This is a genomic window from Arthrobacter sp. FW306-04-A (assembly GCF_044358315.1).
GTDB lineage: Bacteria > Actinomycetota > Actinomycetes > Actinomycetales > Micrococcaceae > Arthrobacter.
In genome coordinates, this window is sequence record NZ_CP084559.1 from 2,722,090 (window position 1) to 2,736,751 (window position 14,662).

13 protein-coding genes are annotated in these 14,662 nt (G+C 64.4%); 2 read left to right on the top strand and 11 right to left on the bottom strand.

From position 1 onward, the window contains the following. Positions 1-18: 18 nt before the first annotated feature. The 7 genes from smc to coaD all read right to left on the bottom strand — a co-directional run bounded on the left by smc (position 19) and on the right by coaD (position 7,386). Positions 19-3,612 (bottom strand): chromosome segregation protein SMC, encoded by a 3,594-nt coding sequence (smc, locus tag LFT43_RS12515; protein WP_395797220.1) that lies wholly within the window; start codon positions 3,610-3,612, stop codon positions 19-21. 120 nt (positions 3,613-3,732) lie between these two features. Continuing rightward, positions 3,733-4,170 (bottom strand): hypothetical protein, encoded by a 438-nt coding sequence (locus tag LFT43_RS12520; RefSeq protein WP_395797222.1) that lies wholly within the window; start codon positions 4,168-4,170, stop codon positions 3,733-3,735. 61 nt (positions 4,171-4,231) lie between these two features. After that, entirely contained in the window at positions 4,232-5,209 is a 978-nt protein-coding gene (gene mutM, locus LFT43_RS12525) for a bifunctional DNA-formamidopyrimidine glycosylase/DNA-(apurinic or apyrimidinic site) lyase (RefSeq protein WP_395797224.1), read from the bottom strand. Between the two features lie 5 nt (positions 5,210-5,214). Further along, complete coding sequence (rnc, locus tag LFT43_RS12530) at positions 5,215-5,964, bottom strand: ribonuclease III (RefSeq protein ID WP_395797226.1); 750 nt, start codon at positions 5,962-5,964, stop codon at positions 5,215-5,217. A gap of 25 nt (positions 5,965-5,989) precedes the next feature. Further along, on the bottom strand, positions 5,990-6,193 hold the full coding sequence (rpmF, locus tag LFT43_RS12535; RefSeq protein ID WP_028264646.1) for a 50S ribosomal protein L32: 204 nt from the start codon (positions 6,191-6,193) through the stop codon (positions 5,990-5,992). A 32-nt stretch (positions 6,194-6,225) separates the two neighbouring features. Continuing rightward, positions 6,226-6,753 carry a YceD family protein gene (locus tag LFT43_RS12540; RefSeq protein WP_395797229.1) on the bottom strand — a complete coding sequence of 176 codons (528 nt, stop codon included), beginning with the start codon at positions 6,751-6,753 and terminating at the stop codon, positions 6,226-6,228. Positions 6,754-6,900: 147 nt separating this feature from the next. Further along, complete coding sequence (coaD, locus tag LFT43_RS12545; protein WP_268021320.1) at positions 6,901-7,386, bottom strand: pantetheine-phosphate adenylyltransferase; 486 nt, start codon at positions 7,384-7,386, stop codon at positions 6,901-6,903. A 105-nt stretch (positions 7,387-7,491) separates the two neighbouring features. Here coaD and LFT43_RS12550 point away from each other — a divergent pair, with 105 nt between their 5' ends. Together LFT43_RS12550 and LFT43_RS12555 are read left to right on the top strand one after the other, a co-directional pair. Continuing rightward, positions 7,492-8,748: an aminotransferase class I/II-fold pyridoxal phosphate-dependent enzyme gene (locus LFT43_RS12550; protein ID WP_395797231.1), complete on the top strand. Its 1,257-nt coding sequence runs from the start codon at positions 7,492-7,494 to the stop codon at positions 8,746-8,748. 2 nt (positions 8,749-8,750) lie between these two features. Continuing rightward, on the top strand, positions 8,751-9,539 hold the full coding sequence (locus LFT43_RS12555) for a spermidine synthase (protein ID WP_395797233.1): 789 nt from the start codon (positions 8,751-8,753) through the stop codon (positions 9,537-9,539). Positions 9,540-9,582: 43 nt separating this feature from the next. Here the strand turns inward: LFT43_RS12555 and rsmD are convergent, their stop codons facing one another. Genes rsmD through thiL form a run of 4 tightly spaced genes read right to left on the bottom strand, consistent with a single transcriptional unit; the run spans position 9,583 to position 14,552 of the window. Next, positions 9,583-10,149 carry a 16S rRNA (guanine(966)-N(2))-methyltransferase RsmD gene (rsmD, locus tag LFT43_RS12560; protein WP_395797235.1) on the bottom strand — a complete coding sequence of 189 codons (567 nt, stop codon included), beginning with the start codon at positions 10,147-10,149 and terminating at the stop codon, positions 9,583-9,585. A gap of 51 nt (positions 10,150-10,200) precedes the next feature. Further along, the gene (locus LFT43_RS12565; protein ID WP_395797237.1) at positions 10,201-12,480 is read right to left on the bottom strand and encodes an ATP-dependent DNA helicase RecG; all 2,280 of its coding nucleotides are present in this window, start codon (positions 12,478-12,480) and stop codon (positions 10,201-10,203) included. After that, entirely contained in the window at positions 12,470-13,516 is a 1,047-nt protein-coding gene (locus LFT43_RS12570; protein WP_395803057.1) for a DAK2 domain-containing protein, read from the bottom strand. Before LFT43_RS12570 ends, LFT43_RS12565 begins: the two co-directional genes overlap by 11 nt. A 22-nt stretch (positions 13,517-13,538) precedes the next feature. Further along, a complete protein-coding gene (thiL, locus tag LFT43_RS12575; RefSeq protein ID WP_395797239.1) occupies positions 13,539-14,552 on the bottom strand; it encodes a thiamine-phosphate kinase in 1,014 nt (337 codons plus the stop codon). Positions 14,553-14,662 lie beyond the last annotated feature (110 nt).

The following is a 14,662-nucleotide window of genomic DNA, read 5'->3' on the forward strand; positions in this document are numbered from 1 at the left end:
CCCTAGCTTCTCACAAAGCTAGACCTCGGCACCGAGCCTCTGGCTGATGACGGTGGACACTCCGTCGCCCCGCATTGTCACTCCGTACAGGGCGTCTGCGACTTCCATGGTCCGCTTCTGGTGGGTGATGACAATCAGCTGGCTGGACTCTCGCAGTTCTTCGAAGATCGTGATCAGCCTGCCCAGGTTCGTGTCGTCCAGCGCAGCTTCCACCTCGTCCATGACATAGAACGGGGAAGGCCTTGCCTTGAAAATCGCCACGAGCAGGGCGACAGCTGTCAGCGAGCGTTCGCCGCCGGATAGCAAGGACAAGCGCTTGATCTTCTTGCCGGCAGGCCGTGCCTCGACCTCGATGCCGGTGGTCAGCATGTCGTCCGGGTCCGTCAGTACCAATTTGCCCTCTCCGCCGGGAAAGAGCCGCCCAAAGACGTGGTCGAACTGTTTGGACGTATCGGCGAAGGCTTCAGCGAAGACTTGCTGGACGCGGTTGTCAACTTCCTTGATGATGTCCAAAAGGTCTTTTCGACTGGACTTGAGGTCTTCGAGCTGCGTGCTCAGGAATTGGTGCCGTTCCTCGAGTGCCGCAAATTCCTCAAGCGCCAAGGGGTTCACTTTGCCGAGCGCGGCGAGGTCCCGTTCGGCCTTCCGAAGCCGTTTCTCCTGCTCAGCGCGGACAAAAGGAGCACCCTCGACAACCGGGTTTCCGTCCTCGTCCACCGGGGCGCGAAGTTCGGCCCATTTGTCAATGGCGGCAGCGGGCACCGGAACGGGCTGCTCCGGACCGAAATCGGCCACGAGTTGCTCTGCCGACAGGCCAAGTTCTTCGATCGCACGCGTTTCCAGGGCTTCGATCCTGAGCCGCTGTTGGGCCCGCGCGAGTTCGTCGCGGTGCACGGAATCCGTCAGTCCGGCCAGTTCTTGGGCCAAGACGTCGTTACTGCTCCGGACATCGGCAAGTTCCTTCTCCCGCTGTTCACGGACCGCCTCAGCGAGGTCGCGGGCACGGGCCGCCAAGTCCACTGAAACGTCAACGAAGCGCACGGTCTGTTCGACGGCGGAGGCCACGGCCGAGGCCCGCTCGGCTTGGGCTTTGCGCCGCAGGGCCCGGCGCGCCGCCTCCTCACGGGCACGCCGCTCGCTTGCTGCGGCCCGTTCCAGGGATGCAGCCCGGTTGCTGGTTGCGACGAGCTGTTCCTCGGCGCTGCGCAACCCTAGCCTGACCTCCATCTCATGCGATCGGGCGTCGCCGGCTGCCCTCGACAAGGCATCCCGGTGCTCCATAGAAGGCTCTTCTTCCTGGGGGGCTTCTTGTGCCGCGGCCAGCCGTTCCGCTGCAAGCTCAAGGGATTCCTCGGCGACGGCGATGTTCAGTTCGGCCTTGGCCAAGGACTCTGCCAGGCGATCGCTTTCCGCGACGGCGCTGCGCAACTGGGAATTCAGGTGGCCAAGCCGTTCGGCCACGGCGGCCAGCCGGGCATCCGAGTCGTGGAGTTTGTCCAGGGCAGCGTCCGCGCGTTCCTGCGCGTCGGCCCGGCGGGCTTCGGCCCCCGCCAGGGCGAACTTGCCACGTTCTAGACGGGTGGTGAGCTCCAGAAGCCGGGCTTCGGCGTCGTCCACTGCGGATTGGACCTCGAGGAGCGACGGCGCCGTCGCCGATCCGCCGTCCACAGTCAGGGCCCTGAAGACATCCCCTTCGAGGGTTACGGCGGTGAGCCTCGGGTTGCCGGCAATGAGGCTTGCCGCCGCGCCCAGTCCGTCGACGACGGCGGTGAGGGCCAGGAGCGCCACGGCGCCACTGGCGTCAGGACCATCGGCCCGAACCAACTCAGTGGCCCAACGCCCGCCGTCCGGCAACGTCGGCATTTCCGCCAAGTCAAGCTCCGGAGCGGCGGACGGCGCCGCGCCCGCCAGCAAAAGGGAAGCGCGTCCGGCGTCGGCGTCTTTCAGCAACTGCATCGCAGCGACGGCGCCCGCGCCGTCGGCCACTACCACGGCGTCGGAGGCGCTGCCGAGCGCCGCAGCCACGGCGGCCTCATAGCCGGGCTCCACTGTCAGAAGCGAAGCCAAGGAACCCACGACCCCGGGGTGGCCCGAGGACAGGATCCGTGAAGAGCCATCTTTGCGGTTGAGTCCCAACTGCAGAGCATCACGGCGGGCGATGAGGGCATCACGTTCGCGGACTTCGTCCCGTTCGGCGGCTTTCAGCGCCTCGATCTCGGCCTTGATCTGATCAAGGAGGGCTGTGGCGCCCTCGTATTCGGCGTCAAGGCTCTCCTCGCCGTCTTCAACCCCCGCCACTTGTGACTCGAGGGCCGTGAACTCGCTTTGCGCGTGGCGACGGCGCTCCTCACCGGCAGAGAGCGACTCCCTGAGCCTGCCTCGTTCGGCCTCGGCTGCCTCCGCCCGGGAACGCGCGGCAGCCAACTGTCCAACGAGTTTCGCGAGTCCTTCGCGGCGGTCGGCCGCCGCGCGCAGCACGGCTGTCAGGCGCTTGTCCTCGGCTGCGGCCAGATTCTCGGCTTCCTGTTTGGCAGCGGTGGCCTCGAGAAGAGCCGCCTGCTTCGCCAGGATGTCGTGCTCGAGTTCCGACTGTTCCTGCCGTACCCGGGCCGCCTGACGGTCGAGCTGGTCCGGGTCGCGGCCGGAATCGGGGGCAGCATCTGTGGATCCGAGGAGGCGGCGACGCTCGGTGGCGAGCGATCCCAAGGCTCTAAGCCGGTCCCTGGTTGCGGACAATTGATACCAATTGTCCCGGGCCGCATTGAGCCTGGGCGTCGCAACAGCAGCGAGTTGCTCAAGACGGAGCTGGCGTTGGCGACCTGCGCCGAGTTCCGCCTCAACGCTCTCGCGGCGTTCCTTCAGCGCAGCTTCATCCGCGACATCTTTCTCCAAAGCCTTGGTGAGCTGCACCAGTTCGTCCGCCAACAGCCGGGACTTGGCATCACGGACGTCGAACTGCACGGTCTGGGCTCGGCGGGCGACTTCAGCTTGTTTGCCCAGGGGCGTGAGTTGTCGGCGGATTTCTGCCGTGAGGTCGCCAAGGCGTTGCAGATTTGCCTGCATGGCTTCCAGCTTGCGGACAGTCTTTTCCTTACGGCGCCGGTGCTTCAGGATGCCTGCGGCCTCTTCGATGAATCCCCTGCGGTCCTCAGGAGTGGCGTGCAGGACCCGGTCCAACTGCCCCTGCCCCACGATCACATGCATTTCCCGGCCCAGGCCGGAATCCGAGAGGAGTTCCTGGATATCCAGGAGACGGCACGGCGAGCCGTTGATGGCGTACTCGGACCCGCCGGTCCGGAAGAGCGTGCGGGAAATGGTGACTTCGCTGTACTCGATCGGCAAGACGCCGTCGGCGTTGTCAATGGTCAGCGAAACATGCGCGCGGCCCAAAGGCGGGCGCCCCGATGTCCCGGCGAAAATAACATCTTCCATTTTTCCGCCGCGCAGGGTCTTGGCGCCTTGTTCGCCCATCACCCAGGCCAGCGCGTCAACCACATTCGACTTGCCCGAACCGTTGGGGCCGACAACCGCAGTGACGCCCGGCTCGAAGTCGAACGTCGTGGCCGACGCGAACGACTTGAATCCCCGGACAGTCAAACTTTTCAGATGCAAGGTGTTTCGGTTCTCCTGAGTGGCTGATTTCCCCTTCTCAATCTACTGCCCGACGGCGGAAATCCCCGGATTTGCGGGACGTACCCTTGATATCCGGCAGCCGCAGCTCCCGCCGCACGTTCAGGGCTGTTGCCTTCGCCTGATCCCGGCACGCCCGATCAACGCCGTGGCCCTGGCTTCAAGGCCGTCGTCCACGAAGTTGTAGATCAGGGAGGCCAGCCAAATCACGACGGTGGCTGCAACCCAGCCCGCGATTCCGTTGATCTGGAAGCCGCTGGAGAAGATGCTGGTGACGAACAGAATGCCGAGGGTTGCCAACAGGCCGGCGGCGGCGCTCAGAAGATTCCCGGCACGCCGGGAGCGGGAACGGAGCCTGGCACCGCCGATCGCGATCAAGGCAGTCATGCCGGGCTTTATCAGCAGCGTGGCCGCGGTGAAGACCACGACCGCCCAGAGGAATCCCCCACCAAGCCGTACTCCGGGGAGGATGGAAGCCGCCCAGAAGGTGATGGCATTGAAGACAAGTGCGATCCCCATCCGGATGACCCAGGCTCTCATGCCCACAGTCTGCCACCGCGGGCCGGCAATGGAAACGGCAGGGATTTCCGGGCGAAAAGTGCTACCAGCGGCCGTTGCGCGGCTTCGGCTGGCACACGGGGCAAGTGTAGGAGGAGCGGTTCATGAACTGCTCGCGTTTGATCACACCCGGCAGCCCGACGGCGGCGCAGCGCCTGCATGGTTCGCCGGCCCGCCCGTAGACATCGAGGGATCGGGCGAAGTATCCGGAATCACCGTTCACGTTGACATAGAGCGAATCGAAGCTCGTGCCGCCGGCTGCCAGGGCGTCCATCATGACTTCCCGGGCAGCATCCACAATCCGCACGGCGTCGGCCCGCAGGAGGGTGTCCGTCGGCCTGGCATAGTGGAGTTTGGATCGCCAGAGGGCTTCGTCGGCATAGATGTTGCCTATCCCGGAAATGACTGCCTGGTCCAACAGTGCACGTTTGAGCCCGGTCCTGCGGGCCGTGACCTTGCGGTAGAAGTCATCAAAGGAGAAATGGGGATCCAGCGGATCGCGGGCAATGTGGGAGGCCTCTTCGGCAATTTCCGGGAGGGGCGTCTCGCCCTGGCCGCCGGGACCGCCGTCGGGCGTTGGTACAAGGGAGGTGACAAACAGTCCGCCGAAGATCCGCTGGTCCACGAACCGCAATTGCTCGGGCATGCCGCAGGACTGGCTCAAGCTGATGCGGACTTTGAGGTGCTTCTCATCGGGAACACCGGGGTCTTGCATGAGCAACTGGCCGCTCATCCCAAGGTGCGCCATGAGCGCGACACCGGGCAGCTGATCGTCATCGGTACTGCGGGGACCACCGGCGCCGCGGGGCGCTTCAGTCTGCAGGGGCATCCAGAGGAACTTGCCCCGACGGACGATGTCCAAAACCGTGGCGTGCTCCAGATTGCCGACGAAGTCTTCCGTGCCTAGCGCGTGGCGGCGGATGGAGCGCGGGTCCAGGACGTCCACGGACGTGATGGTCCGGCCCCGCACCCAGCGCGCCAAACCGCGGCGCACCACTTCGACTTCGGGGAGTTCCGGCATGGGACTCAGGCGCCGTGCGCGGAATCCGCCGCCGCGTCGGCCTTGCTGGTCGCGGCGATCTTGATGCCCAGATTGGCCTTGCTGTTCAGGGTGCGCCACGCATCTGCGGCAGCCTCCTGCTCGGCTTCCTTCTTGGAGTGGCCCGAGCCCTTGCCGTAAGCGGTACCGCCGATCTGAAGCACTGCCTCAAAAGAGCGCGCGTGGTCCGGACCGGAGCCCTCCACCGCATAGTAGATGGATCCGAGCTGACGGCTGGCGGCAAGCTCCTGCATGCTTGTCTTCCAGTCGGTACCGGCCCCGAGGGCTGCAGCGTCCTTCAGCAACGGACCAACGAGTCGCATGACCAGCTTGCGCGCGGTCTCGATGTCATTGGACAAGTAGGTTGCGCCGATGAGCGCCTCCATGGTGTCCGCAAGAATTGAGGACTTGTTCTTACCGTCGGTGAGTCTTTCGCCCTGCCCGAGGTAGATGTATTCGCCGATGCCAAGGTCCCGGCCAATACCCGCCAGGGCGCGGGTGCTGACGACGGCGGAGCGTCGCTTGGCGAGTTCGCCCTCCGGCAGTGCCGGGTTGTCCCGGTACAGGGAATCGGTCACGGAGAAGCCCAGAATGGAGTCGCCGAGGAATTCGAGGCGCTCGTTGGTGGGAATCCCGCCGTTTTCATACGCGTATGAACGATGTGTGAGAGCAAGACGAAGCGTCTCGGCGTCAATAGAGACACCGAGACGCTTCAGAAGCTCTTCAGTTGAAGACATCCTTTTGTCAGCCTATGTGGCGGATTTAGACGTCTGCGACCTTGCGTCCCTTGTATTCAAGGAACAGCGCAGTGCCGGCAGAGTCGGTAACGACCTTTGCCTGGTGCGGCAGGCTGTAAACAACCTGGCCGTTTTCGATGGTCTTGACCAGGTTGGGGGCAGTTGCCTTCCACTGGGCACGGCGGGCGCGTGTATTCGCGCGAGACATTTTCCGCTTGGGAACAGCCACGGCTATCTCATTTCTCTCTTAGTCAACACTTACTAATCAGTTTGCCGGTCAGACTTAGCCAGTTCAGCTAGGGCAGCCCAGCGAGGATCCAGGACCTCGTGGTGGTGCCCCGGCTCGTCTTCCAGACGCACTCCGCATTCGGAGCAGAGGCCCTGGCAGTCTTCCCGGCACACCGGCTGGAACGGCAGCATAGTTACAACTGCGTCCCGCAACACCGGCTCAAGATCGATTAGATCGTGCTCGACTCGACGTTGCTCTTCATCGTCTTCTTCGTCCGAAAGCTCAATGCCCTCATAGAAGAAAAGTTCTTGCACATTGACCTCAAGGTCATACGCAAGGGGATCCAGGCATCGTCCGCATTCGCCCTTGACTTCAGCGAATACGGTTCCAGATACCAGAATTCCTTCGTGTACGGCCTCAAGCCTCAGGTCGAGCTCGATATCCGAGCCTTCCTGAACACCAATGAGTGCCACACCAAGGTCACTTGGCGCGGGTACATGTTCAGTGAGCGTCCGCATGCTTCCTGGACTACGTCCGAGGTCCTTGACGTCCAGCGCCAAAGGCGAACTTGCATCTCGCTTAATGAGAACTCCTGTAGAACATATGACCGACGTACCATCTTAGCCTGAACGCGTGAACGGACTCAAACCGGGTCAATTTCATCGCGTTCTGCCCCGAGGTACCGATCCAGCTTACCCGCTGCGGGGCTACTCTGCAGACGACTCGCCAGCCAGGAGCCTCTTGAGGACGGACTTGGGCACGAAATCGGAGACATCGCCGCCCAGAACGGCGATCTCTTTGATCAGGGTGGAGGACAAATGCAGGTAATGGGCCTCCGCCGGAAGGAAAACAGTCTCGACGCCGGATAGCTGGCGGTTCATGGTGGCCATGGGGAGTTCATAGTCAAAATCGGAGGACGAACGCAAGCCCTTCACGATCGCCGAAATTCCCCGATGCCGGCAATACTCTGCCAACAGCCCCTCCCCCATGGGCTCCACGATGATCCCTCGGAGCGACGCCAGGGTCTGCCGCGCCATCTCCATGCGTTCTTCGAGGCTGAAGCGGTACTTCTTCGCGTAGTTGGTGGACACTGCCACGACCACTTCGTCGAACAGCCCGGCGGCCCTTGCGATGACTTCCAGGTGTCCGTTGTGGATAGGGTCAAAGGAGCCAGGGCACACTGCGCGTCTCATGGTTCGAACCTACCGCATCCAGGGCCGTAGGCACTATGGCGATAGCATGGCTGACATGCCGGCCCGGACGAGCCGGAAGCCACCGCCCCAGGAAGGCAACATACAGTGACTAGCCCGGCCCCTCTCGGCGCGAACACCTCCGGCGCCCCCTGGCAGCGGGCCGTCGGCACAGCCCCGTGGCAACGGGCCGCAAGCGGCGCCAACCTGCTTTCCGCTGACGGCAGCCTGGGCGTGACCATCTTCGAAGAGATGACAACCCTGGCAATATCCACCGGGGCCATCAACCTGGGCCAAGGATTCCCGGACGAGGACGGTCCCGCGGAAATCAAGGCAGCGGCACAAGCAGCCATCTCGGCGGGGGCCAACCAGTACGCACCGGGCAAGGGCATCCCTGAACTTCGTGAGGCCATCTCCGCACACCAGGCACGCTTCTACGGACTGAATCCGGACCCGCAGACCGAGGTCATCGTGACCACCGGGGCCACCGAGGCCATCGCCGCGTCATTGCTCGCATTCATCGAGCCCGGGGATGAGGTCCTGACCTTCGAACCGTTCTATGACTCGTATGGCGCCATCATCGGGCTCGCGGGCGCCAAGCACGTGACCGCTCCCTTGCTCGCTCCCGATTTCCTCCCGGACCTGGACGCTCTGGAAACGGCCTTCAGTGAGCGCACCAAGGTTGTGCTCCTCAACAACCCGCACAATCCCACCGGTGCGGTCTTCCCCCGCGAGGTGCTGGAACGCGTGGTCGAACTCGCCCGGAAATACGACGCCGTGATCCTCAGCGACGAAGTCTACGAGCACCTGACCTTCGGTGTGCAGCACATCCCGGTCGCAAGCATCTCCGGTGCTGCTGAACGAAGCGTGACCATTTCCTCAGCCGGAAAGACGTTCTCCTTCACTGGCTGGAAGATCGGCTGGCTCAGTGGTCCTGAACACTTAGTCGCAGCGATCCGCACCGTCAAACAATTCCTCAGCTACAGTTCCGGCACTCCTTTCCAGAGCGCGATAGCCGTGGGCCTTGCGTTGCCGGACGAGTTCTACACCAGCGTCGCCTCCACTCTCCAGCACAAGCGGGACATCCTGGCCGAGGGCCTGCGGGCCGCTGGCTTCGGCGTGTACACGCCGCAGGGTACATACTTCATCAACGTGGACACTGCACCGCTGGGTATCGACGACTCCGTGGACTTGGCGCGGCGGCTTCCGTCGCTTGTTGGGGTGGCCGCAATCCCCGTCCCGGTGTTCTGCCATCCCGAAGGCGCGGAGCGGACCCGCAGCCTTCTTCGGTTCGCCTTCTGCAAGAAGACCGAGGTACTCGAAGAAGCCGCCGCAAGGCTGGCCACCCTGCGGAACAAGCTCTGACTGTGCCTACCGAGCAAGCTCACGAGGGACGGCGGTTCCTGCGGACCACCGGGCAGCATGCCGCGATCGAAGCCGACCCGTTGATTGCCGGAGCCTACATCTTGCGAATCGGCGACGCCGAGCAATCCCATGTCAATCTCACGGAGCCCACAGAGATCTTCTACGAGTACTTGCGCAGGATCGGCCATCTGGTGGATCTAGCCGCGCCTGGCGGGCAAGCTGTCACGGCCCTTCACCTCGGTGCCGGGGCGCTCACCCTGGCCCGGTACATCGAGGCGACTAGACCCGGTTCGGAACAGCACGCCGTCGAACTCGAACGCGAGCTACTGGACTTCGTACTCCGGAAACTGCCCCTGCCGGACGGTACCCGCCTGGTCACGCACATCGGAGACGCGCGCGAAACCCTCGCGGAGCTGCCCTCGGAACTCGCGTTCGACGTCATGATCCTGGACATCTTCTCCGGTCCTGAGGCTCCGGCCCATATTGCCTGCAGGGAGTTCTACGAAGAAGCCGCCGCGCGGCTCCGGCCGGACGGTGTGCTCATTGTCAATGTCGGCGATGAGGCGGCCTTGACCTTGGTGCGGAGCCAGGTCGCTGCGATGCGCCAGGCGATGCCCGATGTTGCGGCCTTCGCCGAGAGTGGCATGTTCGCCGGCCGGTATCCCGGAAACATCATCCTCGTGGGAACGCGCTGGCCCTGGCCAGCCGCGTGGACAGCAGAGCTTTTGGCCCGGGGACCGCACCCCGCGGCCGTGTTGAGCGGAGTGGAACTGGACCGACTTTCGGGCTAGCGCCGCCTTTCGGGCTAGCGCCGCATCTCCGGCCGGGGACCCGCTAGACGGGTTCGGCGAACCAGAGCTTTGTTTCGCCGTACTTCTTGTCGGCGAACCGTTCGAGGGTGTCGGGCCAGTCCGGCTCCGGAGAACGCGAGGAACGTTCGACGACGACGACGGCGCCTTCGTCCAGGTGGAAGGCAAGCTTGGCGAGGACAGCCTTGAGGGAAGCCTCATCCAGCGGGTAGGGCGGATCCAGGAAGACCAGGTCCCAGAGGGCATCGTCCGCAGCGCGCTCCAGGAAGGACTCCACCTTGGAACGGTGGACGGAGACCGTCCTGCGTCCCAGCACCTGGTTGGCCATGTCCGCGTTTCGCTGGCAGACTTCGGACGCACGGGCATCAGACTCCACGAGTTCGGCCGAGCGTGCGCCGCGGCTGGCACTTTCGATGCCGAGCGAACCCGAACCTGCATAAAGGTCGAGGACGCGGGCATCGTCGATGGCGTCGAGCGCCTCGAGCCGCGAGAACAAGGCCTCCTTGACGCGGTCCGTCGTGGGCCGGGTGGCGTTTCCAGGAACGCTGACCAAGGGGTTGCCGCCCACCCTGCCGGCAATGATCCGGCTCACGGGCGTGCTCCCGAGGCGTTGCACCCAGCGGTACCGCCGGGCGTGGATTCCTTAGCCGCGTTCAAGGAACGCCTCCTTTTCGGGGTTGAGATATTCGTCGATTGCCGCGGCGAGTGCTTGTTGGCCTTCCAGCCCTGGATCGTTGGCCACGAGCCGCTGGGCATCGGTGCGGGCACGTGCGATCACATCTTCATGCTCCAGGACCCGCAACAGTTTGAGGGTGGAGCGCCCACCGGATTGCGAAGCACCCAGGATGTCGCCTTCGCGACGCAATTTGAGGTCTTCCTGGGAAAGTTCGAAGCCGTCGGTAGTGGACGCAACGGCGTCCAGGCGCCTACGGCTCGGATGGCCGGGCTCGAGTGTGGTGACCAACAAGCAGGTGCCCGGCAGACCGCCCCGGCCCACCCGCCCGCGCAACTGGTGGAGTTGCGAAATGCCGAAGCGGTCAGCATCCAGGATCACCATGAGGGTGGCGTTATGGACGTCCACGCCAACCTCGATGACAGTGGTGGACACCAGCAGCTGAGTCTGGTTGGCAGTGAACGAGGCCATGGTTTCAGACTTGAGCGCCGGATCCTGCCGTCCGTGAAGGGGTTCCACCCGGACGCCGCGCAAGGCGGGTTCCTGGCCGAGTGTCTCGACGACGGCGGTCACCGAGGCGAGCTCGCGAGCGGGACCCTCGTCCGAAAGTTCGGCGTCGCTTGGTTCCGCTTCGCCGGGACTGAAGTCGCCGTCGTCGTCGTCTCCGATCTTGGGGCACACAACGTACACCTGGTGCCCGGCGTCGATCTCTTCCCGCGAGCGTTTCCAGATCCGCGCCGCCCAGCCCGGGTTTTCCGCGAGCCCCACAACGTGTGTGGAGATGGGCGCCCGGCCAGCGGGAAGTTCGTCCAGCACCGACGTTTCGAGGTCGCCGAAGACCGTCATGGCAACGGTGCGCGGAATCGGAGTGGCGGTCATCACCAACAGGTGGGGCGGACGGTTCGCCTTGGCTCGGAGGGCATCCCGCTGCTCCACGCCGAACCGGTGCTGCTCATCCACGACGATCAGCCCGAGGTCCTGGAAGGAGGTCTTGTCGCTCAGCAATGCGTGGGTACCGATCACAATGCCGGCATTGCCCGAGGCGGCGTCCAGCATGGCCTGCTTTCGGGCCGCCGTAGGCATGGAGCCTGTCAGCAACGTGACCTGGACCGATCCCGGGCCGCTCCCTGGGCCGCTGTCCAACAATCCGGCCCCGCCCAGCATTCCTGCACCGGCGAACAAACCGTCGCGGGCCAGCGGCCCCAAGGTCCTCCGGATGGAATCGAAATGCTGCGCCGCGAGGACCTCGGTGGGGGCAAGCAACGCCGCCTGCCCGCCGGCATCCACCACCTGCAGCATTGCCCGCAAGGCCACAATCGTCTTTCCGGACCCGACTTCACCCTGCAGCAGCCGGTTCATCGGCGAGTCCAGTGCCAGCTCCTGGGAAAGCGCCTTCCCGACGGCGGCCTGGCCGGCGGTCAGCGTGAACGGCAGCTGCCGGTCGAAGGAGGCAAGGATGCCATCGGGCACGGGCCGTCGCGCGGTCGCCTCTTCTGCCGCCAGTTGTGCCCGACGCCGTGCCAGCGCGGTCTGCAGCACCAAGGCTTCCTGGTAGCGGAACCGGTCCCGGGCACGCTGCCAGTCCGTTGCCGTTTCCGGCGAGTGGATGAGCCGATACGCCTGCCCTACCTCCAGGAAATTCTCCCGCGAGGCAATTTCCGAAGGCAGTGGATCTTCGATGCTGTCCACATCGATAGTGTCCAGGAGGGTGGTGATGACCTTGTGGATGGACCAGCTGGTGAGCTTCGCTGTGGCGGGATAGACGGGGATGGGCATGGCCGCGAGCTTCTCCGGCTCAACGGAACCGGCCAACTCCGGGTCCTCGTCCAGCACCATGAAGTCCGGATTGGTCATGCCCAAGGATCCGCCATAGCGGCTGACCTTGCCGGAGAACATGACGCGGCGCCCCGGCTGGAGTTCGTTGCGGGCGCGGAAGCCGTTGAAAAAACTGATCTTCAGGGTTCCGGAAATCTGCTCCCCGCCGGCCTCGTCGGTGACCACCACGTCGGTCAATGATCCCCGCCTTGCCCGCATCTGCCGGGTGGAGTTGGACAGCACCCTGGCGATAAGGGTGGCTTCTTCATCCAGCGGCAGTTTGCTGATGGGGGTCAGCTCCCCGCGGCTCAGGTAGCGGCGGGGAAAGTAGTTCAGCAGCTCCCCGACCGTGTCCAGGCCGAGGTGCTTCTCGATGACGGAGGCCGAACGTTTGCCGATCCTTCGTTCGAGCGGAAGCCGGAGCTCAGGACTCATGCCCGTGCTGGCCTGCCGGGAGGCCAGGGTCGCGCGGCATCGACAGCTGGCTGACGGAGATGTCGGTGGGGTCGCCGAGTGAACGAATGATTGCGACCGCAGGTTCCGCGTCTGGTACGTGGACGTGCACGCGCCAGCGGTAGCTGGTTTCCACCGTGTCATCGTCATCATCGTCGTCGTCGCCGGCGTCGTCCCGTCCTGCCGGGCTGGTCACAGGGCTCGCGCTGCCCACCTGACTCATGATGACGGAGTCGCCGAGTTCGTCCAATCGCTGGCGCAGCGTGGCAGCGGCCAGCGGTGAAAGACTAATAGTGCACATGACTTCGACGCCGTCGTCATCAGGCATTCCCGCATGGATGTGGGGATCCTGCAGGTCGTAGCCGTGGAGGCCGTCCAAGAGCTCATCCTGGAGTTCTTCGCCGAGCACGGCCGAACGCAGGCAGTCGAGGATCAACAACATACCCACGCCACCCGCGTCCACCACATGGGCAGCATGCAGCGGGGCGAGCTGGTCTTCGGTGCGCACCACCGCATCGAGCGCGGCATTGACGGCGGCATCGAGGGCCAGGCCCAGTGCCTGGTTGCTGTCATCGCCATTGTGTGCGGTATCGCATTCACCCGCGGCCCTTGCAGCGGCCTCCAGAACGGAGAGCATGGTGCCGGGCACAGGCTCGCTCAAGGCCGACCACGCCCGGATTTGGGCACGGTTCAGGGCGGTGGCAAGGAGCGGTGCGCTGAGGCGGGTATGGCCGACGAGCGGCTCAGCCGCCGCACAAAGAAAGACTGCAAAGAGTGTTCCGGAGTTCCCGCGCGCCTGCTCCATGGCTGCCCGGCCTGCACTGGCCAGAACGGCACCGACGTCGTTAGTTGGTTCGTCCCGGCCGGATCCATCAACAAATGCCGCTGCAGCGGCGCGGACGGTGAGGTACAGGTTGGTGCCGGTATCGCCATCCGCCACCGGAAAGATGTTGATGGCGTTGAGGCGATCGCTGTGATTCCCGAGCGTGGTCTCCGCTTTGCCCAGCCACCGTTTCATGGCGTGTGCGTTGGCGGCAATCTTAGTCTGCAAAGTGATCCCATCCCACGGTGTCAGCGGGCATTCCCGCTATCCGGACGCCGCTGTGCTGCCCTTCGGCAACGGCCTGGATCGAGCCTATCGCAGTGAAGCCGGATGGTAGCTGAACATTTGCTGGAAAAGTCGCCAGCAGGCCGTGGTCCTCTCCACCGCCGAGAATCCAGTCCATGGGATCGAGGCCAAGGAGACCCGAGGCAGTTTCCAAGGGGGTGGCGAGCGCCTTGAGCGCTATGGGGTCGAGATCGAGCCCGACACCGCTGGCCTCGGCGAGCCGGACGCCGTCGCGCAACAGCCCATCGGAGACATCCATCATGGCGGTTGCTCCGGCTTTGGCACCCAGCGGACCTGCCGTAAGCGGCGGCTGCGGCCGGCACTGGCTGTCCATGAGTGCTCGTTGGGCCGGATCCAGCGTACCGACGGGAATGGTGCTTTCCAGGAGAGCCAAACCGGCGGCAGCGCGGCCAACAGTTCCAGCAAGGGCCAGGACATCCCCGGGCCTGGCACCGGAGCGCAGCACAGCGGGAAGCCCGTGCATTGTCCCTATGACCGCGACCGTCACGGCAATTTCACTGCCACGGCCCAAGTCTCCCCCGGCAACCGAACAGTCGGAAGCCCCCAGACCGACGATGCCGGCCGTCAACCCATCTGCGAAGTCCTCAACCCACTGCACGGGAGTGCCGGGCGGCATGGTCAGGCTCACCACGAGGGATACCGCCGTACCACCCATCGCGTTGATGTCGCTGAGATTTTGTGCCGCCGATTTCCAACCGACGTCATACCCCGTGGTGCGGTATCCGTTGTTCCATTCCAGGCGGAAGTCCTGGTCCTGGGTTTGGGTGTCAATGGAAACAAGGGTCCGCCCATCCGGAGCGGCGACGACGGCGGCGTCGTCCCCCGGCCCGAGCAGCACACTGCTGCTGCGGTGCAGGCGCGGAAAAATACGGGCGAGGAGCTCCCCTTCGGAGAACTCCGCGACAGTCTGTTGTTCTATGGACACAGCTCTACGCTATCGCGAACCGCTGACAACGAACGGCCCGCCCGCGGCAGCCAGGGCTTGACTGGCAAGCGTTGGCTGAGTGTGGCATCCTCCCGCCGCGTCGCCGATCT